Consider the following 23,225-nt stretch of genomic DNA (forward strand, 5'->3'; position numbering starts at 1 on the left):
AGAACCCGTGGCAACAACCATCTCAACCTGCCCGGAGAAAATCTCCTCCTCGGCACTAACGATGTCACAGTGAACTGTGCTCGCCATATTTTGTTACCTCTCTTAATGTTTATCTTCCTTCTTCTATATAGATAGAAGAAGGAAGATAAATCCGGGCTTTACATGGACTTGGCTTTCTCAACCGCTTCTTCAATAGAACCGACCATATAGAACGCTTGTTCAGGCAGGTTGTCGTATTCACCGTCGAGTATCCCTTTGAAAGCTCTGATCGTGTCTTTCAGAGATACATATTTACCGGGTGAACCGGTGAATACTTCCGCAACGAAGAAAGGCTGGGACAAGAAGCGTTCAATCTTACGCGCACGAGCAACGGTCAGTTTGTCTTCTTCAGACAGTTCATCCATACCCAGAATCGCGATAATGTCCTTCAGTTCCTTATAACGCTGTAGAACGGTTTGTACACCACGAGCCACTTCATAATGTTCCTGACCAATAACCAATGGATCAAGCTGGCGGGAAGTGGAGTCCAGTGGATCAATCGCAGGATAAATACCTTTGGATGCGATATCACGACTCAGTACCACCGTGGCGTCAAGGTGGGAGAATGTGGTTGCAGGTGATGGGTCAGTCAAGTCATCTGCCGGTACATACACCGCCTGAATCGAAGTGATGGAACCCGTTTTAGTAGACGTAATACGTTCCTGAAGTACACCCATCTCTTCAGCCAGTGTAGGCTGATAACCTACCGCTGAAGGCATACGTCCCAGCAGTGCAGATACTTCTGTACCCGCCAATGTGTAGCGATAGATGTTGTCGATGAACAGCAATACATCACGACCTTCATCACGGAATTTTTCCGCCATGGTAAGACCGGTCAAAGCAACACGCAGACGGTTACCCGGCGGCTCATTCATCTGACCGTAAACCAGCGATACCTTATCGATTACATTGGAGTCGGTCATTTCATGATAGAAGTCATTACCTTCACGGGTACGCTCACCAACACCGGCAAAGACTGAGAAGCCGGAATGCTCAATCGCAATGTTCCGGATCAGCTCCATCATGTTAACGGTTTTACCAACACCCGCACCGCCAAACAGGCCGACTTTACCACCCTTGGCGAATGGGCAGACCAGGTCGATAACTTTGATACCTGTTTCCAGCAATTCATTAGACGCAGACTGATCAGCATAGTTCGGAGCTTTGCGATGAATCGATGCACGCTCCTGCTCGCCAATCGGACCTTTTTCATCGATCGGATCACCCAGAACGTCCATGATACGCCCCAGAGTTTCCTTACCAACAGGTACCTGAATAGGCGCTCCGGTGTTATTTACAGCCAGCCCACGGGAAACCCCTTCAGTTGAACCCATGGCAATGGAACGAACCACGCCATCACCCAATTGTTGCTGAACTTCCAGAACAAGACTTTTGTCGTCTACTGTCAAGGCATCATACACTTTGGGAACACTTTCCCTTGGAAATTCGACGTCAATGACGGCGCCGATTATTTGTACGATACGACCGCTACTCATAACCTACCCTCTACCTTTTTCTTTTTTACAGCCGTGCACTGCAAGCTGCAGTGCTTTAAACGGCCGCGGCGCCGCTTACGATTTCTGACAATTCCTGTGTGATCGCTGCCTGACGAGCCTTGTTATAAACCAGCTGCAAATCATCAATCAGGTTTCCGGCGTTATCTGTTGCACTCTTCATGGCAACCATTCGTGCCGCCTGCTCACAGGCATTATTCTCTACTACCGCCTGAAACACCTGAGACTCGATATAACGCACCAACAAACCATCCAGCAAATCCTTAGCATCTGGCTCATAGATATAGTCCCAAGGCTTATTCAGCGAATCATCGTCATCTGCAACCAGAGGCAGCAACTGCAATGACGTCGGCTTTTGTGTCATGGTGTTCACAAATTCACTGTGCACCACGTACAACCGATCAATCTTGCCTTCTTCATAGCTGTCGAGCATGACCTTCACACCGCCAATGAGATCCGCAATATTCGGGGCATCACCAATATGAGTCATGGCGGCAACGACGTTACCACCGTAGCTACGAAAGAATGAGACTGCTTTGCTGCCTATCAGACAAAGATCAATCTCAACACCTTTGTCTTTCCAGCCAACCATTTCAGAGACAGCTTTCTTAAACAGATTGATGTTAAGACCACCACACAAACCACGATCCGTAGAAACGATAATAAAACCAACCCGTTTCACTTCCCGCTCAAACATATAAGTGTGCTTGTACTCGGCATTAGCATGAGCAACATGTCCGACAACCTGACGGATGCGTTCAGCATAAGGACGACTGGTTTCACGCCGATCCTGAGCTTTACGCATTTTGCTCGCTGCCACCATTTCCATGGCGCTGGTGATCTTCTGCGTACTTTTAATGGACGATATCTGCGTCCTAATCTCTTTTGCGCCTGCCATTTTCAGTCCTCAAGCCAGCCACCGAAACCGGAAGCTGGCTTTGATACACAGATGTTTACCAAGTCTGGGTGGCCTTGAACTTTTCAATGGCTTCCTTGATACCTGCCTGAATTTCGTCGTTGTAATCACCAGTCTCATTGACTCTGGCGATCAACTCACTGCATTCAGCTTTGGCAAAACTGAGCAGGGCTGCTTCAAAGTCCCCAATCTTGTTCAGGGAAACATCTTCCAGATAGCCGTGTTCTGCCGCATAAATAACAAGCCCCATTTCCGCCACTGACAGAGGCTCATACTGCTTCTGCTTCATCAGTTCGGTAACACGCTGACCGTGTTCAAGCTGCTTACGGGTAGCTTCATCAAGATCGGATGCAAACTGGGCAAATGCCTGAAGCTCGCGATACTGAGCCAGTGCCAGACGAATACCACCGCCAAGCTTTTTGATGATTTTGGTCTGAGCAGCACCACCTACCCGGGAAACCGACACACCCGCATTCATCGCCGGACGAATACCTGCGTTAAACAGATCGGTTTCAAGGAAGATCTGACCATCGGTAATGGAAATAACGTTGGTGGGAACAAAAGCAGAAACGTCACCTGCCTGAGTTTCAATGATAGGTAGAGCGGTTAATGAACCAGTCTGACCTTTAACTTCGCCGCCAGTAATCTTTTCTACATAGTCGGCATTCACTCGAGCTGCCCGTTCCAGCAAACGAGAGTGAAGATAGAAGACGTCACCGGGATAAGCTTCACGACCAGGAGGACGACGCAACAACAGAGATATCTGACGATATGCCCAAGCCTGCTTGGTCAGATCATCATAAACAATCAGGGCATCTTCACCACGGTCACGGAAGTACTCACCCATGGAGCAACCACCAAAGGGGGCAAGAAACTGCATGGCAGCAGGATCAGCCGCACCGGCAGCAACAACAATTGTGTGTTCCATTGCGCCGTGCTCTTCAAGCTTGCGTACAACGTTGGCGATGGTGGACTGCTTCTGACCAATAGCAACGTAAACGCACTTAATGCCTGTACCTTTCTGGTTAATAATCGCATCAACAGCCAGAGCGGTTTTACCGGTCTGACGGTCACCGATCACAAGCTCACGCTGGCCCCTACCAATAGGCACCATCGAGTCAACCGATTTATAACCGGTTTGAACCGGCTCATCCACTGATTGGCGGGCAATTACACCCGGCGCGACTTTTTCGATAGGTGAGCTTGCCGAGGCTTCCAGAGGCCCTTTGCCATCAACCGGATTACCCAGTGCATCCACCACACGACCCAGTAGCTCTTTACCCACCGGAACTTCGAGAATTCGACCCGTACACTGAACACTCTGGCCTTCCGCCAGATGACCGTAGTCGCCTAATACAACAGCACCTACAGAGTCCTGCTCCAGGTTAAGAGCCATGCCGTATACGCCACCAGAGAATTTGATCATTTCCCCGTACATGACGTCGGCCAGACCATGGATACGAACGATACCGTCGGTCACACTGACAATGGTACCTTCGTTTTGTGCTTCACTGGACACATCAAGTTGCGCAATGCGGCTTTTGATGATGTCACTGACCTCGGAAGGATTCAGTTGCATAGCTTACCTGCCAAATTTGTAGCTATTAAAACCAGCTATTTTTCAGCTCCAGACCGTTAACCAAAGACTGAGTAGCCATTGAAATAGCTAAAAAATAACTATGAAATCATTGCATCAGCCAACTTGGTCAGGCGGGCACGAACACTGCCATCGATCACCAGATCGCCAGCTTTTACGATCACCCCGCCTACCAGTTCGCTGTCTATTTTTGTGTGCATCCGAACACTACGGCCCAGACGCTCTTCAACTTTCTTGGCGATCTTCTCTTCCTGAGACTCCGTCAGAGGGAACGCTGAAGTCACGACTACATCCTGATAACTCTGATCTTGTGATTTCATCTGTTCAAACAGCGCATCAATGTGCGGTAACAGAGAAATACGTTTTTTATTAGTAAGAATCTTGATGTAATTTTCGACTTCAACCGTAAGGCTGCCTTCACACAACTGGATAAAGGCCCCTGCCTTCATGTCACCGTTTGTTGATGGATCTTTCAATATCCGGTCAACGGCCTCACGCCGCGAGACACTGGCACACAGTGTCAGCATCTGGGACCACTCATCCAGCTGACCCAGTTCTTTGGCCAGCTTGAATGCAGCTTTAGCGTAGGGACGGGCACATGTGGTCAATTCCATGGGTAACCCTCTTTATAATTCCGCAACCAGATCGTCAACCAGACGGCTATTGGCGGACTCATCCAGATTTTCGCCAAGAATCCGTTCAGCACCAGCAACGGCCAAAACGGCTACCTGAGCACGCAAAGCTTCACGAGCCCGGTTAAGTTCCTGTTCAATATCAGCCTGAGCAGCCGCTTTGACTCTTTCAGCTTCTTCTCTGGCCTGTTCTTTAGCTTCATCAACAATCTGACCTGCTCGTTTGTTAGCAAGATCAATGATTTCCTGAGCCTGTTCACGTGCTTCCTGAAGCTGTTCAGTCACTTTCTGCTGAGCAACTTCCAATTCTTCAGAGCCCCGGGCGGCGGCAGCTAATCCATCAGCAATTTCTTTTTTCCGGGTGTTCAGGATCTGCATAATGGGGGGCCACACATACTTCATGCAGAACCAGACAAACACCGCAAACGCAATCGACTGACCAATAATGGTCGCATTTATATTCATGCAAACTCCTGTGCTCCAGTTGTTTCAAAAGTGTTTCAAACCAACCCGCACTGTTTTTCTTATCAGCCTGAAGTGATATTCCTCCTCAAGCTGTTTGGCTCCCAGTAAGCCGGCGGTACTGCTTAAACCTTATAAGCCGGGCCATTGAATCAGCTCACTGCAACTGCCAGGTACTGCTGATTATTGAACGAGCGCCACAAACGGATTAGCAAAGGTGAAGAACAGTGCAATACCCACACCAATCATGGTTACGGCGTCAAGCAGACCCGCTACGATGAACATTTTCACCTGTAGCATGGGCACCATTTCTGGCTGGCGGGCAGCACCTTCCAGGAATTTACCGCCAAGAATACCGAAGCCGATAGCGGTTCCCAGAGCACCAAAGCCAATCAACAGAGCAACTGCAACTGCGGTCAGACCTACTACCAAGTCCATATTTCCTCCCGACATTCGTCGTTTAGTATTACTTCTAGAGTTAAAAGTTCGTTTTATGGTTTATAAACAAAGCAACACAATACAGCCGTGAAGCTCCTAATGATCTTCATGGGCCATACTCAGGTAGACCACTGTCAGCATCATGAAGATGAATGCCTGCAGCGTAACCACCAGAATATGGAACACCGCCCAACCGAAATGCAGTGGCAACTGGAAGTAACCAATCATTGCGATCAGGATGAAGATCAGCTCGCCAGCATACATGTTGCCGAACAGTCGCAACGCCAGAGAAACGGGTTTTGCAATCAGGGTGACAAATTCCAGCAGGAAGTTAATTGGAATCAGCAATACCTGAACTGCTTTATTCGGGCTGTTAAAAGGATGAAGTGTCAGTTCGGCAATAAAACCGCCTATCCCTTTCATTTTGATGGAGTAGAAGATAATCATGGCAAAGACTGTGAGCGACAGCCCAAGCGTGATGTTCGGATCGGTAGAGGGCACGATCTTCATATAAGGAATGCCAAGTAGAGTAGCAATCCCCGGAATCCAGTCCACAGGCACCAGATCCATTAGATTCATAAAGAACACCCAGACAAAGATGGTCAGGGCCAGCGGTGCTATCAGGTTACTTTTGCCATGAAAGGTATCTTTAACACTGCCGTCTATAAATTCGATGATGGTTTCTACGACATTCTGTAAGCCACTGGGAGTACCTGTTGTGGCACTTTTCGCAATCCTTCTGAACAGGAAAACAAAAATGCCGCCCAGGAACACCGACCAGAACAAACTGTCCAGATGAAACGCCCAGAACCCCATAGCCTTGGCTTCGTAGGCGCTGTGAGCAATAGTCCACACAGGATCAGCCAAAATAGTGCCGTCAGCCCGCTCGAATCCGGCAGGCAGTTGGCCAAAGGTCAGATTCTGCAAATGGTGCTGAATATATTCAGAAGCAGTTGCTGCCATGAAGTTCCCCGTTAACCATCAAAAGCTAATCGTTCTTTACTGACGACGACCGACCAGCAAAGGTGTAAACCAGTTAATCGATTGAACCAGTACAAACGCACCAAATAGCGACAAAGGCTCAACCGGCTTAACCAGGGTAAAAATCAAGACAAAAGCCAGCATGGTTAATGCAAACTTGCCTGCCTCCCCCTGGTAAAAAGATCTGGCTATTTTTTGTGCAGCACTTGCACCCCTGTAACGAAAGGCCTTCCAGACCAAGTAAGCATTAGGAACTGTGCACGCCAATCCACCCATAAAAGCGGAAATGACATGGATAGTTCCCAGCGGCAATAAAAACAGGGACAAGCACAATGTAGTCAACAACTGGGCAAGCACAACCCGATAAACCGCAGGACGATGCAAGTGCGGATAGCGGTCTTTGTTACTGTATTTCCACGCCCTGACTTCAGACATAGAGTTCATCGCCCATGGACTGTTAATGCGGGAAGTCTGACCTTCACTGCATTTGCACAATTCGGAAACCGGTACTGCTTGTTATTTGATTACCGGTTAATACAGGAGTTAGCTGCAACTTAAAGTCAGGTTTTCGCCCTAACCAAAAGTCCGAATCACCTTAAGGGAGTTCAGTTATTACTCAGATGCAACATTTTTTGTCTATTTTTTGTTACATCACACTGAATTTTTAGCCATTTTTCTCTCCCTCAGCGGCGAGCAGTATAATGTGTAAAAGTACCTACATTCAACTGCCAGATTGGCAGTAATTAACTATTATTTTGCGAGAGGAAGCATCGTTTTCTCAGAAAATAGTACAGCCAGTAGCCAGACCTGATTATTTAACAACCTTTCTCGAACTGATAAAAAAGCAACCACTTCCCCTGCAGCCCCTTTAAACATTCGTGCCAGATACCTCTTTACTGCTCAGCTGTGCTTGAGCCAATATCTGCTTTCTGATCACCAATACGAGCTAAAAAAATGAGTGATTACAGACTCTCTTTAGAGGAAAGAATAAAATCGACCGTTTTCTGAACAACACCGCTACGGTATTTATTTCGATTGAGCAAAAGATAAAAGTAACGCTTGAGCGAAAGATCCCTGACGTTAATGATCGACAAAAGACCACCATTAACCGCACGCCAGACCGCCAGTCTGGAAATGCAACCAATCCCCAGACCATCTGCAACAGCCTGTTTGATCGCTTCTGAACGATTAAGGCTCATGAATATTTTAGGGTTAACCAATTGTGCGGCTATCACTTCATCAAACAACTCGCGAGTACCTGATCCCGATTCTCTCAGAATCCAGTTCTCATCCTTGAGGTCGTTGAGTTCAACACTGTCTTTTCTGGTCAGAGGATGATCCGGATGTGCAATAATCACTAACTCATCTTCTCGCCAGGTATGTACATCAATGTCCGGGTGCAGACAGGTGCCTTCAACCACCGCCATATCAATGTCCATCTCCACCAGACTGCTAACAATGTTGCGTGTGTTATCAATCATCAGCTCGGTACGGATTTTAGGAAACTCCTTGATGAAGTCGCCAAGAATTTTTGGCATCAGGTTGTTTCCCACTGTAGAGCTGGCACTGATTTTAAGAACGCCCTGCTCATAACACCCGCCTTCAACAAACTGCTGTTCTATCTCTTTTGCACGATCGACCAACTCGCAGGCCATAGGCAATAAAGCCCGACCAGCGTCGTTTAGATTCATGGATGCGCCCTGATGCCGGTCAAAGAGCGGCCCCAGGTGTTTCTCTAACTCTGACAAAGCCATGCTGGCCGCAGGCTGAGAAATAAACAGCTGTTCAGCCGCTGCTGTTACTCGTCCGCACTGTGCAACGGCTTTAAATATTTCCAGCTGTCGCAGGGTAATATGCATACATTCTCTCCACCATTATCAATCATTTCTTGTACAGGGACGGCTAGCTGATACATGCACCAACACAATCACTGCATCCCCTGAACATAAAAATAAAGCCGGTTTGCATGGCTCACAACAGGGATAAAGATCACTTATAGCACCCTGTTTTTTTATTGATTATTCAGACCCGAACTTAATTCCTATACTGCGCCCACAAGTTGCCAAGACAGTTTTCCTTTTTGTCTTTGTTGTTGAGGAAAGAGCATGAAACATACTTCCATTAAATCCTGGGTAGAACTAAAGAAACAAACACCGGTGTTTGAACAAATTCTTCATTTAAGAAGACGTCAGCGTAATGCAACCTGCTGGAATCACATGTCTCTGTTTTTCCGCGAAGCGGACAAACACCTTAAATGACAGCTTCAGGCGTTTCATGTCTCAAGCCTATGCAGTACGTAGCATTCTGACAGTTAAAGCAGACCGTAACAATCATCCGTAAAAAGGCTATCGAGCTTTGCACCCTGCTAATACAGGCTGTAAACCCCGACAGCTTTAAGGCTTTCGGATTTAAACGTTACCGCAGAAGATTCAGCCGCAATTAATTGCGGCTTTTTTTAATGAATTAGTTTTTATTTCTGGCTTTCTGCAATTGTTCGAATATATTCCTGTTGTTCTGCAACAGTAAAAGCATTGGGTCGCTGAGCCTGAATAAGTTCGATCACCTCTTTCAATGGCATGCCACGCTCCAACATAATTTGCCCTGCCATCAAACCCGTTCTTCCCGAGCCACCTTTACAATGAATGGCTATGGACTGCCCGCTGTTCAATAGCTGATGGACATCCTTTCCGACTTTTTCCCATGCAGAAAAAAACGGTGCCTGCGGGCCTTCATCGTCCACAATCGGTAAATGGAACCACAGCATCCCCGCTTTCTCGACCTCTACCGGTAAATCAGCAACGTCACTTTCATGAAGGTCTTCTATCGGCATCAGGGTTAAAATTGCACGAGCTCCCCACTCTCGCAATGTTGTCAGCGAATCTGCCAGAGTCTCATCTTTAGTGCCTGGACAGGGCGTTAAGCCAATACGGCCATCAGAGTCATTGACCGGAACAGACCAGATTGGGTGTGATGAACTCATCATGTTCTCTCTACAGGTTATTGTGAAAGTGCAGGATTTTATGTGGTTCAGGAAAAAAATGCCGCTATTAAATAGCTATAAAATAACGACATTTGTCGGATGATTAATGTTCTCTCAAGTCAATTCGATACAAAGCGAAGCCCGCATCATCCTTGCCCACCTGCTTCATCTTGTACACTGCATGCTCTTTGATGAAACCAGCGGCTTTCTTACTTGGAGAGGTTTCAACCACAACATCCAGATCGACATCCGTCTTGATCGGTGCCAGCTTCCAGTTGTTGGTAGCAGTAGGTTCTACAGAGCCGGTTTCTTCAGTCTCTTTGGCAATATAGTTAGACAACACTTGTCTGTTTTCATCCGGTGAGGCAAAGGCAATGTGATCATCCCCTGTGCCGGCAAAGTTTCCTCCGCCGTATGCCCTGTAGTTATTGGTTGCGATGACAAACTCCTGATCGTCCCTGACGGGCTTCCCTTCGAATGTCAGGTCTACAATTCTATTGGCGTCAGGGTGAATTAACCGGCCATCGCCATCGAATTTGGCAGGTTGTGTCACATCGATCTGGTAATCAACACCTTCAATAACATCAAAGTTGTAGGTTCTGAAACCATCCCAATTGATCAGGTGCTGTTGTTTGGTGGTGTTCGGATCTATCTGGTTAAACTGTCCGGCTGACATTTCCAGCCAGTCCTTGAGTTCTTTACCATTAATCTTCAAGGCAACCAGCGTGTTTGGGTAAAGATAAAGATCGGCGGCATTACTAAAGGTCAGAGTGCCGGCCTCCACTTCAGTAAAGCCATTCGGGTCATCTTTGCGTCCACCCACCTTGAAAGGAGCAGCAGCTGATAGAACGGGCAAACCTTCAAGATCCGGATCTCCTTCAATGAACTCTTTGACATAATCAATCTGGGCATCATTAACAATCTGGATAGTAGGGTCATCCTGAACCAGTGCCAGATAGCTATACATCACGTCTGTTGCCTTGCCGATAGGCTGGTTAACAAATTTTTTAGTGCCTTTATGTTCAATTTTTACGGCTTTGACGATTTCAGGGTCCGCTTCAACCAGGGCTTTGTTGTTTCTGCGATCATAAACCGGACGAGCTTGCGAGCGAGCAGAAGTGACTTCCCATTCACCGCTGCTGTTGTTCAATGTTAAATCAACAATCCCCAGGTGATCTCCCCAGCGCCCGGGCATTACGGCTGCCACACCGTTTATTGTGCCTTCATCAATATCGACACCTTTGATGCCCTTATAGGCCGGTCCGGGAAAAACACCATGGGAGTGGCCAAACATAATGGCATCAATACCTTCGACCTGAGAGAGGTAATAGACCGAGTTTTCAGCCATTGCTTTGTAAGGATCGGTACTGATGCCGGAGTGAGGGATGGCAATAATCACATCAGCCCCTTCTTCTTTCATCTCCGGCACCAGCTTCTTGGCGGTCTGCAAAATATCCTTGGCAATCACCTTGCCTTCAAGGTGCTTCCTGTCCCATTGCATGATCTGCGGGGGAACAAACCCGATGTAGCCCACTCTTACTGCCTGTTTTTTTCCTTTGGTATCCACAAACACCTTGTCCTGAATAACATAGGGGTTGAACAAATGGCGTTTGGTTTTTGCAGACAGAACATTGGCACTGACATAAGGGAAGTTAGCTCCCGCCACGGCCAGCTTCAGGTACTCCAGACCATAGTTGAATTCATGATTGCCGATATTGCCAACATCGTAGGTCAGCAGGTTCATCGCTTTATAAACCGGGTGAACATCACCTTTTTTTAATCCCCGGTCAGCCATGTAGTCGCCCATTGGCGACCCCTGAATCAAATCGCCATTATCGACAAGTACACTGTTTTTCACCTCTTTCTGCGCCTGCCGGATCAGTGTTGCCACTCTCGCCAAACCTATTTCTTCCGATGGCTGCCCCCTGTAATAATCAAAATCCATAACATTGGCATGAATATCTGTGGTTTCCATAACCCTCAACTCAATGGTGGCTGCATAGAGAGCACCACTGAGAATCCAGCCTGACAATACCGGTGTAACCACTGTCCGAAGGAACAACATATAGAACCTGCATAAGTGACTGAAATACAAAGGCGCAAAAGTGTAAGGAGAATCAGGGGGGAAGGTAAACAGAATACACTAGGTTAAAACTTAATCATCTAAAAACTCATTCCCTTTAGATTTCAAGACTTTAAGGAGCTGTGCTTATGACCAGAACAAATAGCCCGGCTTCAGAGGATTCCAAAGCCGGTGCTGATTCAGAGTTCAAAATTGGCGTCAATCAAATCGCCAACAGAGTGGTTGACCACCAGTTTTTGCTGATCAAACCAGCCGTCAAGCAGTTTACGATGATCCTCTGAGGAAGAAGCATAGCGCTTGGCAGGTACAACAAAGCCTGAAAAGCCTTCTTTCGTACCGCCGCCACCAAATACCAATTGGTTGGCATCAATCACATTCGTCAGAAAATCGTCGAAAAAGGCATCCATGGACTCTTCTGTGGTGGAATCGACGAAGGTCAGATCCACTTCAAAGCCCATCACCTTGAACTCATCAACGTACAACTTCTTACGCAGTCGTTTGCTTCGCTTTTTAGCATCAGTCTTAATCATTGGGTACAACCTTAATCGCATGATTTAAAGATGCACTAGAAGATACGACAGATATCCCGTCTTGGCAAAATAGAACCAAAAGGCAGGAAGCCATAGGCTAACCTATTGTTAACAACAGTAATAATAAGTCAGGGATAGCGATGAAAGTTACTCGTGAAAGTGTCAGGGCGTATTTTAAGAAACATATAAACTTTGCCTATATAAAGCACAAAATTGCTTTGAAGTTCGGGTTCAAAGTTAAAAATAAGGATGAAGTTAGCCCGCAAATCTCCAGAAAAGCCAGTACTGAAGGCAATCCGTCGAAATCCAAGTCTATCGGTACGCGCAAGACTGCAAAATCAGAATCTCCAGCGGTTAAAGAGGAAAGAAAGCAAGCGTGTAAATTATACGATGCGATGCTGACTCACTGGATGTCAGGCCAACCTGAAGAAGCTGTAGATAGTCTGGCCAAGCTTTATGATCAGATTGATAAAATGATGAAACTCGAAAATCATGGAGCCATAGCCGCAGATGACTATGCAGACAGGGCTAGATCCATAATGCTTGATCTTACTAAATCAATGTCATTCATAAAGAAATGCAAAATACATTTAAGTACGAAGCCCGGTGGAGAAATTTACCGCGGACTCCGTGCATTAACTTTTTTGCAGAATGGAAGAAATAGTGACGGAGAGGTAATGAGGTATGGCTTAAGTGATAAAGCTCAAACTTACTTAGTCCACGCCGGCCCACTTTACATGGATCTATTTAGAAAATTTCATCCATTAACAGCCTCGAGACTTGAAAAGCGTATAATGGATGAAACCGATCCGAATAGAGCCCAGTCAGCACGACAAGTGACTGATTCAGAAGCGGCTTTTAAAGCTTTAAGCACAATCGAATAACCGTTACTTTTGAGAAATCACATAAAGTAACGGCATGACGCATTTTATTGAATATGGGCTAACACACCATCCAGTTCATCAAGGCTATTATAAGAAATCACCAGTTTTCCCTTACCCTTGGCATTGTGCTGAATAGCCACTTTGGCACCAATGCGATCGGTCAGGTCATCCTCAAGACGTTTAATATCAGGGTCAATTTTCTTCTCTTTGCCTTTTTTACCCTGCTCTTTTTCCTGCTGAATACGACGGACCAGCGCTTCAGTCTGACGAACAGACAACTCTTTTGCCACCACTGAACGGGCCGCATCCAGCTGCTCTGGTTCAGGCAAAGGCAGCATTGCCCGGGCGTGCCCCATTTCCAGGTCACCGTTCTCCAGCAGCTTCTTTACCTCGTCACCCAAAGACATCAGACGCAATGTGTTGGCAACTGCAGCCCTGGATTTGCCGACCGCTTCCGCTACTTCCTGCTGGGTCAGTTCAAACTCTTTTTGCAGACGGGAAAGAGCAATGGCTTCTTCAATGGGATTAAGATCTTCACGCTGAATATTTTCGATCAAAGCCATGGCAATAGCAGCATCATCCGGCACATCACGAATCAGCACCGGCACTTCACCTAATCCAGCAATCTGGGCAGCACGCCAGCGTCGTTCACCGGCAATGATTTCATAACGGTTTTCAGCCAGCGGGCGCACTACGATAGGCTGCATAATCCCTTGTGCCTTGATGCTTTCCGCCAGCTCTTCCAGAGCATCCGGATGCATATCGCGGCGGGGTTGGTATTTGCCACGAACAACAAACTCAACCGGAAGATCCTTCATCTCCCTATCAGAAGATCCTTCAACAAGGTCGGTCATGGAGGCTTCAGGCATGGCGAGATCGCCAGACACTGAAGTCGATAAATTCGCACCACCCAGCAGTGCGTTCAGATTGGTGCCGAGACGTTTTTTAGCCATTAGCTCACAGCTTCCCTTTGAGTCTTGAACTTAATGTCGTGCCTGCGGATCATTTCTCCAGCCAAAGCTAGATAGGCAATAGCACCACGGGAGTTTTTATCGTAAGCCAGCACTGGTTTACCATGGCTGGGCGCTTCAGCCAGCCGGACATTCCTGGGAATGACCGTGCGGTAAACCTGATCACCAAAATGACTGATCAACTGGCGGGACACCTCATTGGTCAAACCAATACGAGGGTCGTACATGGTTCGCAACAGACCTTCTATATGCAACCCGGGATTAAGCGTCTGACGAATACCGGTAATGGTTTCCATCAAAGCCGTTAATCCTTCCAGAGCGTAGTACTCACACTGCATGGGAATGATCACGCCTTCAGCTGCCACCAGTGCATTCAGTGTCAGCATATTTAACGACGGCGGGCAATCGATCATAATGAAGTCGTAGCGACCCTGAACCTGTTTGAGAGCATCCCGCAGGCGGATTTCCTTCCCTTTAAGGTTCATCAGTTCCACTTCGGCAGCAGTCAGGTCAGAATTGGTGGGAAGAATGTCGTAACCGGCTTCGTCACTGTGAACAATGACATCGTCAATGGCACTGCGTCCGGTCAGCACATGATACGAAGATAACTCCAGATCATGCTTGTTCACGCCACTTCCCATGGTCGCGTTGCCCTGAGGATCCAGATCAATCAGCAACACCCTGCGTTTGGTGGCGACCAGAGAAGCGGACAGGTTCACGCAGGACGTTGTTTTACCGACGCCGCCTTTCTGATTGGTTACTGCGAGTATTTTTCCCACTGCCTTATGTTACCGTTCGTTCTATTAGTTCTTTATCTGTTTCAGCATAACGAGATGACGCTGTGCCTCACAACCCGGAACCGACAAAATATGACTTTCGGTCTCTTTTACATCAGATCGGGCTGTATACAGATCCTGTAATTCTTCTTCGGGATACAAGCCTTTCATGGCCAGAAAGGTACCTTCCGGACTCAAAAGGTGATGTGTTCCTTCGACCATATCCAGCAAAGAGCTGAAGGCTCGTGACATAATAACATCAAAGGGTTGCCTGGCCTGAAAGGATTCACAGCGGGTGTTTTCAACCTGAACATTTTTCAGGCCAAGCTCCATTTTCGCCTGAGTCATGAATCTGGTTTTTTTACCATTACTGTCCAGCAAAGTGAATTGCTTTTCAGGGTACATGATCGCCATGATCATTCCCGGCAGACCCGGGCCGGAGCCGACATCCAGCAGGTGATCGCCGGTCATATAGGGAGCAATACTCAAACTGTCGAGAATATGGCGGGACACCATCTCGTTAATATCACGCACAGCGGTCAGGTTGTAGGCTTTGTTCCACTTGGCCAGCAACTCGACATATCGGGTCAGCAAATCAGCCTGTTCTTCGGTTAACGACACAGACAGTGTATTTGCACCACGGCAGATACTTTCACGTAGGGACATTTCAAACTAACCCGGAAAAAATCAATAGGTTAGTTTATTGTAATTCTGTTAAAGCGTCGAACGCAGCCTCTACCCATACAAACCGAGTGCAGGAGGTTCCCCTCCCGGCGCTCGAAATCCACTGGTCAGGGTGCTTGTTCAGAAGTCAGATGAGTCAGTTTCCGGCAGGTCTCCTGCTGACTGATATTACTCCCGCAGGTATTAATAATTTTATCCATTTCTATTTTTTTCGTCTGGGCCTGATACCCCAGTCCCTCTCGGGCAGCGTTAAGCATCAGCCCTTCATCCTGATCCGCCATCCAGGTAAAAATGCCACCCAGTTTATGTTTGCGGACATATTGCGCTTTGGCAAAAACGGTTCGCGGGGTATCCAGCGACATGAAGATGCCATTGGTTGGATTAAACAGATAATCCGCATTGGCCTGCTGATCGGTATAAAGCCGATAACCATTGGTCGCTGTTAATCCTGAGGCTGCTGGCAACAGGTAATTGCTGAACACATCATTAATAGCAGTAACCGCAGATTCAAAAGTTCCCATCAGGTTCTGACGGTGAGTGTATGAACCTTTAAGAGGGCTATAGCTTTCTATTTTGACGTTGGCAGCATTTCGGCTGTAGTTGGCATAGCCCAGCTGAATATGTTTGGGTGAAAGTCTCATACTGACCATTTTTTCTGGGCTTGCCGTCCGTGGTTTATACAGCAGCTACAAATTTTCTCTGGACTTACATAGGAACGGCCAAACACCGCTATGATCGTTACTGTAAAAGATACCGCAACAGTGAAAGGCCGCCCCGATGCAAGTATGTCAGCCACTAGCTGAAGCCGCCAATTTTTCTTGTCATGCTATCCAACAGCTTGAGCAAAAACTGGCCGTTCTTCGTCAGGAACACAGCCCAATCAAGCACTTTGAAGACTATGAAGGTGAGATCCATAAACTCTTTATCGAAGCAGAGCAAAGCGTTCTGGCAGAAGACCTGACCGGGCTTGATATTGACGTTCCTGCGATTGAGGTAAGCGGTGTCTGTTACCATCGGGTGTTGCGATCTTCAGAAACTTATCAATCCGCTGTCGGCCCTGTCCGGGTTTTGCGTACGCTCTATCGTAACGGTAAGGATCACTCTATCATCCCTTTGGAGCTACAGGCAGGTATTGTAGAGGGGTATTGGACACCAAAAGCAGCTAAACAAGCTGTCTGGATGGTTGCGCAAATGCCTCCCGGAGAGGCTAAAAGCCTACTTGATCTGATAGGGAACATGACGCCCTCGGAAAGCTCTCTGGCCAGACTACCCAAAAAGTTCAATGCGCAGTGGGAACCCAATAGGGAAGCCTTTGAAGACTTTCTCTGGGAAAGCGTCAAGGTTCCTGAAGAAGCTGTGACTGCGGCCGCTTCTCTTGATGGCGTCATGTTGCCGATGAAAGATGGTAAACGTCAGGAAAAGCGGGAACAGAATAGAGTCGATGGCAAGCGAACCCGTGGCCCTGCTGGCTGTCAGGAGGCCAGTTGTGGAACATTGTCGTTTTACGATGCACAGGGTGAACGCTCAACGGTCAGGATGAGTCGAATGCCTGAAAGCAAGAAAGTGACTTTGAAACAATCACTCTCCGCACTCCTGAGCGAAGCTCTTCGACAGAGGCCAGATCTGACGCTTGTTAAAGTCGCTGATGGGGCAAAAGACAACTGGACCTACCTTGCCAATGAACTCCCTGAAGGTCACGAGGTTGTAGACTTCTATCATGCCGCAGAGCACCTGAAGAAAGCGTTTGACCTGTCCTATGGTGAAAACAGCAACAAATCCAGAGAAAAGTTCATCACCTATCGCCACATCCTCAAAGAGGAGCCCGAAGGTGTTGAAAAAGTCATCAAAGCTCTGGCTTACCAGCATAAACGACACCCTCGTCGATCGAAGTTGAAAACAGAGCTGGAGTACTTCAGAAGTAATCGAACCCGCATGAACTATGCTGAACACTTGTCGCACAACTTGCCAATAGGCTCAGGGGTTATTGAGGCTACTTGTAAAACCTTGGTAACGCAGCGAATGAAGTGTTCTGGAATGAGGTGGCGGCATCCCGGAGGCCAAGGTATTTTGACAGCAAGGTCATTAATTCAGAGTGGCATGTTCGACAATGGCTGGAAGTTACTGGCGGTGACCTACTGCGCCAAGGTCACGGAAGTGGGTATGGACAATGTCATCCCATTCCCCATGCAGAAAGGTGACTTGGAATTATAGTACCAGTCAATATGAGACTTTCACCCATATGTTTTGTATCTATTCCCAGCGTTTTTATCATATATTGAATGGAATCATCCGCAGACAGAGTACTGTTTTCATTCCGCTTCAGATTAGTATGATGACCCAGACTTTCAGACCATATTTCCCCAAAAAAGTCATAGGTCATCAAGTGAATCGTATCCACACCTGAGTCTACAAGACTCTTCAGATTGGCCGCATCAATTATGTTTTTTGGAGCGCCTGCCGCGATAGCCAGTTTCACGCTATTCCGGCCATTATTATTCAATTCCTGACGCAATAACTTAATGAAAGCCGCATAATTACCCGCATCATTTTGAGGATCAAATACATTATTGGCTGCTCCCCGAACCCCTGGATACTCCCAGTCGATATCAATCTGGGTGATAAAAGGATAGGCATTAATAAATCGAACCAGACTGGTCACTAAAACTTGCCGGTTCTCCGGTTTTACAGCATCGGATACAATGTTCGAGAGTGACCAGCCAAAAATACTTACCCCTACTTCAGTGTCCGTTGTCTCAGTCAGTTTCTTCAAAACTCCCATCAAACCACCATAGTTCAGCGACTTCCAACTGGCATCCCACACGCCGTTAACGCCAGCCGCCGGAAAGGCTTTTTGAAAGTCGGCATAAAGGTCGGTTGACATGATTTGAAATTTATCACCTCCATGCTCAATACAGTTTTCTTCAATTTTCTTTATAGAAGCCGTAATGGAAGGGTCGCCAACCTGAGTGCCACAAGCCCCAAAAAAAGAGAGGATCACTTTATCGTAGGCAGCTAGCCCGGATATTTCATAAACAAGCAGCAACTACCATCCCATCCTCTTAATTTTGGACTTTTCCGCAAGCCTGTTGCTCTGTTAACCATGTGAAAGACATTGCAGCCCATACTTGCTTACAGATTAGACGCTAATCAACGAATCCTGCTATTTCAGGATAACGGAAAGCCCCAAGGCTCTTTCATCTGGTTGCTATGTACCTTGATTGAGTCTTATGAAAGTTGCTACCCCGGTCGAAGTATCGGCATCTGGTAAAAGACTTCTGTCACATGCTGCAAAAGCCTCTTGAATGGGCAGCTACGCGGCAGATGAAGTTTAATTCGGTCTTTATATTCAACCACTTTGACTGCAACTTTACAGAGCTTCATGATCACCGTTGATGGCTGCGCTTTTTCCAGCTCCGTACCTTTCAAAGTCTTGGTTCTTAACTCATAGTGCAAAACATAAGCGGCACAGGCATAAAACATTCTCAAATGGTTAGCCAAAAAGCCCTGATCGGACAATCTGTCGCCGGACAGATCACTTTTCAGATGTTTGATGAAGTTCTCATCCTGTCCTCTTGGACAGTAAAGCTCTTCATAAATTACCTCTGGAGAAGCTTCCTTCATCGACGTCACAATGAAACGAGGGTTGTCGCCTTTTTGGTTGACCTCCGCCTTGTAAATTATCCGGGTATCGAGACCTTTCCAGCTCTTGGCCTGGTATTCTGCTTCCCCGTAAAGTCTGAGCCGATCAGGTTCTGGCATGTTGTTCAGTCTTGCCAGCTCAGTCTTGACCTTCAGAGCTTGACGCGCTTCATCCAACAACTCTTTGGCTTTTGGCCGCAAAGCCGTTTTGTGGCCTGCACCTTTGCCCAGGACATAATCCGAATGAGGGGCATTCTGAACCACCCACATTAACTCCGGTTGAGCGAAGTGGCTGTCTCCCCGAACCAGTAGATGGGTTTTCGGCCACTTTTTCCGAAGCAGCCGAATGACCCGTTCGAGAATGGCTGCATTTTCCTTGCCCGTTGGGGTTTTCCCCGGACGAAGAATCGCCGTAATCAGCTTGCCGCTGAGTCCCTCAAAAATCATCAGGGGCAAGTAGCAGTAGTCCTGATATTTGGCATTAAACAGGTTCATCTGCTGGCCACCATGAGTAATGGCCGGTGTATGATCAAGATCGATAACGATCACCGGAGGTGGCAGCTTGTAACTGCTGATAAAGTGATGCACAAATGCTTCAGCCATCCTGTAAATGTCGGAGCGGGTCATAGATTGTCCCAGCCGGGTAAAAGTGGGCGCTGATGCGAGATGGTTATCGCTGTCCAACGGATTGCGACCAGTGGCCAGTTTGAACATAGGGTCTTTACGCAAACGGTTACTGTCGTTGGCATCTTCATAGCCGCAGGCCATTTGCAGAACCCGCTGAACCAGAAGTTCTTTCAGGGAGTGGTCGATATAGGATTGATGGCGTCTGTCATTGATGGCATCAGTCATTTTGCAGATAAGACCGCTCTGCAGAATGGTTTCCCGTAGCAGCAGAGTGCCAAAGTCAGAAGATAACTCCCCACCATTGAAGTCTGCCCGGATGGTTTTTCCATTTGAGGGATGAAAACGAAGCTGTTCTTGTGTAGATTTGGGCATGGCAAGTTCCGGTTTGCTTCTTCCGAAGCTTTCTTTTGGTCGACCCAATTATATCAAGTGATTGGGCGGAACTTGCCTCCTTTTATGAAATATTCGGGCTAGTGTATCAATAGATGGCACCAGCCCCTGACTGTAGTGTGTCCAGTTCGATAAATAAGCTGAAACTTCCGGAAGGTTTTTATTGGTCTGATAAGTGTTGAACTGTTTTTTGGCGCTGTTTATCTTTTCTTTTGTTAGTCCGGTGCCCGTTTCCCAGGGGTTTGATAAAACAGAGCCTGATGCAAACAACAAACTAATAGCAACAAAACAAGAAACCACTGATTTTAATGTATTCATTGGTACAAAGTCCTTTCTACACTCAATTAAAAAATTAGTTTCACCTTTGTAATCGTCACTTTGTCCAGATAAGCCAATTATTTTTCATGTTCTCAGAACTGGTTCGTTGCTTCCTAACTACACCTTTTACTCTCTAAATCATTCGTTAAAAAAGTCGATATGTCTCGAAATACTCAATTGATTTCATACATATGACAGATTCTCAAGAACGATTTGAACAGCTTATTAAGCACCTAAGCGATATAAGTGGACATGAATTCCCTATTAGTAATAACGCATGCACGCTAATTAATGAAACCGATGAAGTAGCAGCAATTATTGAATTGCCCGAAGGCAGTGACCTCCTGCTATTTCATTCTATGGTCTCACGCTTACCTTCTGAGCCGGAAGTGCGTTATGGCAGGGCTCTTCAACTATTAAACCTCAACAATAGCCCGGAAAAACTGCGTGGAGCCTGGTTTGCCATAGACGGTGAAGGCTTCGGCATTCACCTGATGAGCAGCTCTCCAATTTACAGTCTTAGCGAAGGCCAGTTTGAAAACCTTCTTTTCAACTATATCCAACTCACAGAAGAGCTAAGACAACAACTTACAGAAGAAGAACTGGAAATCTCGCCTCCCCTGTCTCCTTTTGAAGGATTACAGGTATGAGTACAGGCGGAATCAATTCTTCTAAACCACTTATTTCTGAATTTAAAACCGATAATAAAGTAGTTGATGATGGTAATAAAAAGTCACCATCCTTAACTGCTTCAAACCCCGGACTGAAAGCTCTATTACTAAAGTGCAAAAGCGGAGTTAAAGGGGCTCCAGGGAAAATTAAAGGTCACTTTCAGTCCTTGCGTAGCAAGCCTGCAGAGATAACCCCCGAGCTCGTTTCAAAAAAAGCTAAAGCATACAGTATTGAGGCTTCTCCCCCCACAGATGCAGGGCAAAAGATCCAATTGGCTATTGACGCAGAAATTGCTGCATTTCCCTATCACCAATCTCTTGAAAAAATCACTAACACCTCCAAACTCCCGGAGAGTCTCTCAAGCGTTGATAAAGAAGTTGCAGAAAATCCAGGCTTTGGTGAATGGGATACTGCACGGCCTCTTGCATTAGCTGCTGGCAAAGCAACGGGACTTTCAACAAAAGGGGCAAAAGGCTTCATTTACGATAAAAAATCTGGCTTAACGGCCTATATTCTTCACAATCCGACAGCAAAACCAACTCCTGAAGTCAGATTGGTTTTTGGAGGAACTACCTCAGGAAAGGAAGCAGGAGGATTGGCTAAACGATCAATACTAAACGGAGGGTTTACGCTTAAACAATGGATAGCCAACGGTAAAAATGCTGCTCTCGGCAAAACGCCTGATAGCTACAAGCAAGCCAGCGAATTAACCCGACAAGTGATGGATTTGATGGCAAAGGATCCGAAGTATAAAGATTATTCTTTCACTGTATCCGGTCACTCAAAAGGGGGGGGAGAAGCAGCCTATGCAGCTCTGACCCAAAAAAAGCCTGTTAATGCGATTTGCTTTTCCAGTGCAGAGTTTGGAAAAGAGATGAGAGAATCAATACCTGAGGAAAAAAGAGCCAATGCTGCATCCCATGTTCACCATTACTACATAGAAGGCGACCCTGTACCAAAAATGAGTGACGAGCGTTTAATCAAAGCAACCGGTAGCAAACTTGGACATATAGGCAAAGTGACAGAGCTTCCGGCAGACGGTAAAGGAAAAGGCATAAAAGAGCTGGATCGCCATGACCAATTTAATCGCCATATCCGAAACTTTGCCGGTGAATGATTACTCTATAAATGACATCTCTTCATCCGGTTTTCTTGCAATAATCTGAACAACTTTTGTGCGGCCTGTTTGAAAGTTTTTTATCTGATTAGACATCATCGTATTCATTCTCTCGCCCAACAAAAGCTTATAAGTCAGGGAAGCAGTCTCTTCTTCATTAAGTTGTTTTTCTAAAACCGCTTCCAACCATGCTAACGCCTTCTGACTTCTGTCATCACAGGATAAAATTTCAAATCCTGACTGGCTAATAGCCTGCAGTTGATCCTCCTGACTGGCAAGAAAGCTGATTTTTTCACTTTCCGCCCAGGAAACCGGGTAAACGACAGGTTCTCCAGAGCCAGCAATGATATCAAAACAGGCCAGAAATCCTCCCGGCTTAAGGACGCGGGCCAGCTCGGAAAAAAACAGCACTTTTTCCCTGATATTCATAGAGGCATGCTGTGTCCAGACCACGTCGTAACTATTTGCTTCAAATGGAAGGTCTAATACAGTGCCTTGCAGATAGCTAAGCTTGTCCTGAAGCCCAAAACGTCGGGCAAAAGATCTGGCAACTTCACAGAATTCTCCCGTCAGGTCGATCCCTGTAACGTAACAACCGTATTCCGAGGCAATAAACCTTGAAGGACCTCCCAAACCAGAACCCGCATCGAGCACTCTGGTTTCCGGACGTAAATTCAGCAGCGAAGCCATTTCACCAGTCGCTTCCTGTTTCAACAAATGCAATTCGTCCAGATCTGACAAATCGGCCAACTTCAGGTTGTGAATGTCTTTGCCTTTTTGCCGTAAAGTACCAAGGATTTTTTCTTCCAGATCGGAGGAGCAACCACCGTAATGCTGCTCAACATCTTTCTCAAGCATGCCTATTAACCGTTAAATAACAGATAACTAATTGGGAGAGATCTACAAATAAGCTTTAATACATAAAAACGTAATTCTAGCTTATATAAAACGGGTAAAGTATTTTCTTTACTTATA

General features: G+C 46.7%; 26 protein-coding genes (1 of these 26 running past the window's edge). 5 read left to right on the plus strand and 21 right to left on the minus strand.

Going from position 1 to position 23,225, the window contains the following annotated elements:
* From EZMO1_RS24990 to EZMO1_RS25035, 10 genes are all read right to left on the minus strand, one after another.
* A protein-coding gene (locus EZMO1_RS24990; protein ID WP_034878941.1) for a F0F1 ATP synthase subunit epsilon crosses the window boundary here: on the minus strand, positions 1-87 show its beginning. Its footprint begins 339 nt before the window's first position; only the first 87 of its 426 coding nucleotides appear in the window; the start codon lies at positions 85-87; its stop codon lies off the left edge, out of view.
* A 71-nt stretch (positions 88-158) separates the two neighbouring features.
* Positions 159-1,535: a F0F1 ATP synthase subunit beta gene (gene atpD / locus EZMO1_RS24995; RefSeq protein ID WP_034878942.1), complete on the minus strand. Its 1,377-nt coding sequence runs from the start codon at positions 1,533-1,535 to the stop codon at positions 159-161.
* 55 nt (positions 1,536-1,590) lie between these two features.
* Positions 1,591-2,451, minus strand: coding sequence for a F0F1 ATP synthase subunit gamma (gene atpG / locus EZMO1_RS25000; protein ID WP_034878943.1), 861 nt, complete (start codon positions 2,449-2,451; stop codon positions 1,591-1,593).
* A 55-nt stretch (positions 2,452-2,506) separates the two neighbouring features.
* Positions 2,507-4,048, minus strand: coding sequence for a F0F1 ATP synthase subunit alpha (gene atpA, locus EZMO1_RS25005; RefSeq protein WP_034878944.1), 1,542 nt, complete (start codon positions 4,046-4,048; stop codon positions 2,507-2,509).
* A gap of 98 nt (positions 4,049-4,146) precedes the next feature.
* Positions 4,147-4,680, minus strand: coding sequence for a F0F1 ATP synthase subunit delta (locus EZMO1_RS25010; protein ID WP_034878945.1), 534 nt, complete (start codon positions 4,678-4,680; stop codon positions 4,147-4,149).
* 12 nt (positions 4,681-4,692) lie between these two features.
* Entirely contained in the window at positions 4,693-5,163 is a 471-nt protein-coding gene (locus tag EZMO1_RS25015; protein WP_034878946.1) for a F0F1 ATP synthase subunit B, read from the minus strand.
* A 180-nt stretch (positions 5,164-5,343) separates the two neighbouring features.
* Positions 5,344-5,598 carry a F0F1 ATP synthase subunit C gene (gene atpE, locus EZMO1_RS25020; RefSeq protein ID WP_034878947.1) on the minus strand — a complete coding sequence of 85 codons (255 nt, stop codon included), beginning with the start codon at positions 5,596-5,598 and terminating at the stop codon, positions 5,344-5,346.
* Positions 5,599-5,694: 96 nt separating this feature from the next.
* Positions 5,695-6,561, minus strand: coding sequence for a F0F1 ATP synthase subunit A (atpB, locus tag EZMO1_RS25025; protein WP_034878948.1), 867 nt, complete (start codon positions 6,559-6,561; stop codon positions 5,695-5,697).
* Positions 6,562-6,597: 36 nt separating this feature from the next.
* On the minus strand, positions 6,598-7,074 hold the full coding sequence (locus tag EZMO1_RS25030) for a F0F1 ATP synthase subunit I (RefSeq protein WP_201772229.1): 477 nt from the start codon (positions 7,072-7,074) through the stop codon (positions 6,598-6,600).
* A 467-nt stretch (positions 7,075-7,541) separates the two neighbouring features.
* Positions 7,542-8,438, minus strand: coding sequence for a LysR substrate-binding domain-containing protein (locus EZMO1_RS25035; protein WP_034878949.1), 897 nt, complete (start codon positions 8,436-8,438; stop codon positions 7,542-7,544).
* 246 nt (positions 8,439-8,684) lie between these two features.
* Here EZMO1_RS25035 and EZMO1_RS27120 point away from each other — a divergent pair, with 246 nt between their 5' ends.
* Positions 8,685-8,837, plus strand: coding sequence for a hypothetical protein (locus tag EZMO1_RS27120; protein WP_160174114.1), 153 nt, complete (start codon positions 8,685-8,687; stop codon positions 8,835-8,837).
* Between the two features lie 212 nt (positions 8,838-9,049).
* Here EZMO1_RS27120 and EZMO1_RS25040 read toward each other — a convergent pair whose 3' ends face one another.
* The 3 genes from EZMO1_RS25040 to EZMO1_RS25050 all read right to left on the minus strand — a co-directional run bounded on the left by EZMO1_RS25040 (position 9,050) and on the right by EZMO1_RS25050 (position 12,172).
* Positions 9,050-9,562, minus strand: coding sequence for a phosphatase domain-containing putative toxin (locus EZMO1_RS25040; RefSeq protein ID WP_082212320.1), 513 nt, complete (start codon positions 9,560-9,562; stop codon positions 9,050-9,052).
* Positions 9,563-9,662: 100 nt separating this feature from the next.
* Positions 9,663-11,624, minus strand: coding sequence for a bifunctional 2',3'-cyclic-nucleotide 2'-phosphodiesterase/3'-nucleotidase (locus tag EZMO1_RS25045; protein WP_034878951.1), 1,962 nt, complete (start codon positions 11,622-11,624; stop codon positions 9,663-9,665).
* A gap of 197 nt (positions 11,625-11,821) precedes the next feature.
* Positions 11,822-12,172, minus strand: a complete 351-nt coding sequence (locus EZMO1_RS25050; RefSeq protein ID WP_034878952.1) for a 50S ribosome-binding protein YggL — start codon at positions 12,170-12,172, stop codon at positions 11,822-11,824.
* Between the two features lie 140 nt (positions 12,173-12,312).
* Here EZMO1_RS25050 and EZMO1_RS25055 point away from each other — a divergent pair, with 140 nt between their 5' ends.
* The gene (locus EZMO1_RS25055) at positions 12,313-13,056 is read left to right on the plus strand and encodes a hypothetical protein (protein ID WP_034878954.1); all 744 of its coding nucleotides are present in this window, start codon (positions 12,313-12,315) and stop codon (positions 13,054-13,056) included.
* A 44-nt stretch (positions 13,057-13,100) separates the two neighbouring features.
* Here the strand turns inward: EZMO1_RS25055 and EZMO1_RS25060 are convergent, their stop codons facing one another.
* The 4 genes from EZMO1_RS25060 to EZMO1_RS25075 form a co-directional block, all read right to left on the minus strand.
* Entirely contained in the window at positions 13,101-14,009 is a 909-nt protein-coding gene (locus tag EZMO1_RS25060) for a ParB/RepB/Spo0J family partition protein (RefSeq protein ID WP_034878955.1), read from the minus strand.
* Positions 14,009-14,806: a ParA family protein gene (locus EZMO1_RS25065; RefSeq protein WP_034878956.1), complete on the minus strand. Its 798-nt coding sequence runs from the start codon at positions 14,804-14,806 to the stop codon at positions 14,009-14,011. Before EZMO1_RS25065 ends, EZMO1_RS25060 begins: the two co-directional genes overlap by 1 nt.
* A 24-nt stretch (positions 14,807-14,830) precedes the next feature.
* Positions 14,831-15,469 (minus strand): 16S rRNA (guanine(527)-N(7))-methyltransferase RsmG, encoded by a 639-nt coding sequence (rsmG, locus tag EZMO1_RS25070; RefSeq protein ID WP_034878957.1) that lies wholly within the window; start codon positions 15,467-15,469, stop codon positions 14,831-14,833.
* Between the two features lie 125 nt (positions 15,470-15,594).
* The gene (locus tag EZMO1_RS25075; protein ID WP_034878958.1) at positions 15,595-16,128 is read right to left on the minus strand and encodes a glycosyl hydrolase family 18 protein; all 534 of its coding nucleotides are present in this window, start codon (positions 16,126-16,128) and stop codon (positions 15,595-15,597) included.
* 136 nt (positions 16,129-16,264) lie between these two features.
* On the opposite strand from EZMO1_RS25075, the gene EZMO1_RS25080 reads away from it, so the two are divergent.
* Positions 16,265-17,698 carry a hypothetical protein gene (locus EZMO1_RS25080; RefSeq protein WP_061509753.1) on the plus strand — a complete coding sequence of 478 codons (1,434 nt, stop codon included), beginning with the start codon at positions 16,265-16,267 and terminating at the stop codon, positions 17,696-17,698.
* On the opposite strand, the gene EZMO1_RS25085 is transcribed toward EZMO1_RS25080, so the two are convergent.
* The 3 genes from EZMO1_RS25085 to EZMO1_RS25095 form a co-directional block, all read right to left on the minus strand.
* Positions 17,658-18,530 (minus strand): glycosyl hydrolase family 18 protein, encoded by an 873-nt coding sequence (locus EZMO1_RS25085; RefSeq protein WP_034878960.1) that lies wholly within the window; start codon positions 18,528-18,530, stop codon positions 17,658-17,660. The two genes, EZMO1_RS25080 and EZMO1_RS25085, sit on opposite strands and share 41 nt — an antisense overlap.
* Before the next feature lie 194 nt (positions 18,531-18,724).
* The gene (locus EZMO1_RS25090) at positions 18,725-20,125 is read right to left on the minus strand and encodes an IS1380 family transposase (protein ID WP_034873155.1); all 1,401 of its coding nucleotides are present in this window, start codon (positions 20,123-20,125) and stop codon (positions 18,725-18,727) included.
* Positions 20,126-20,173: 48 nt separating this feature from the next.
* Positions 20,174-20,461, minus strand: coding sequence for a hypothetical protein (locus EZMO1_RS25095; RefSeq protein ID WP_034878961.1), 288 nt, complete (start codon positions 20,459-20,461; stop codon positions 20,174-20,176).
* A gap of 191 nt (positions 20,462-20,652) precedes the next feature.
* On the opposite strand from EZMO1_RS25095, the gene EZMO1_RS25100 reads away from it, so the two are divergent.
* A complete protein-coding gene (locus EZMO1_RS25100) occupies positions 20,653-21,111 on the plus strand; it encodes a type III secretion system chaperone (protein ID WP_051790558.1) in 459 nt (152 codons plus the stop codon).
* Entirely contained in the window at positions 21,108-22,250 is a 1,143-nt protein-coding gene (locus EZMO1_RS25105; protein ID WP_051790559.1) for a Tle-like phospholipase domain-containing protein, read from the plus strand. The genes EZMO1_RS25100 and EZMO1_RS25105 overlap by 4 nt, the downstream gene beginning before the upstream one ends.
* Here the strand turns inward: EZMO1_RS25105 and EZMO1_RS25110 are convergent, their stop codons facing one another.
* Positions 22,251-22,940, minus strand: coding sequence for a class I SAM-dependent methyltransferase (locus EZMO1_RS25110; RefSeq protein ID WP_160174115.1), 690 nt, complete (start codon positions 22,938-22,940; stop codon positions 22,251-22,253). It lies immediately after the preceding gene.
* Positions 22,941-23,225: the final 285 nt, after the last annotated feature.

Source organism: Endozoicomonas montiporae CL-33, from assembly GCF_001583435.1.
Taxonomy (GTDB): Bacteria; Pseudomonadota; Gammaproteobacteria; order Pseudomonadales; family Endozoicomonadaceae; genus Endozoicomonas_A; species Endozoicomonas_A montiporae.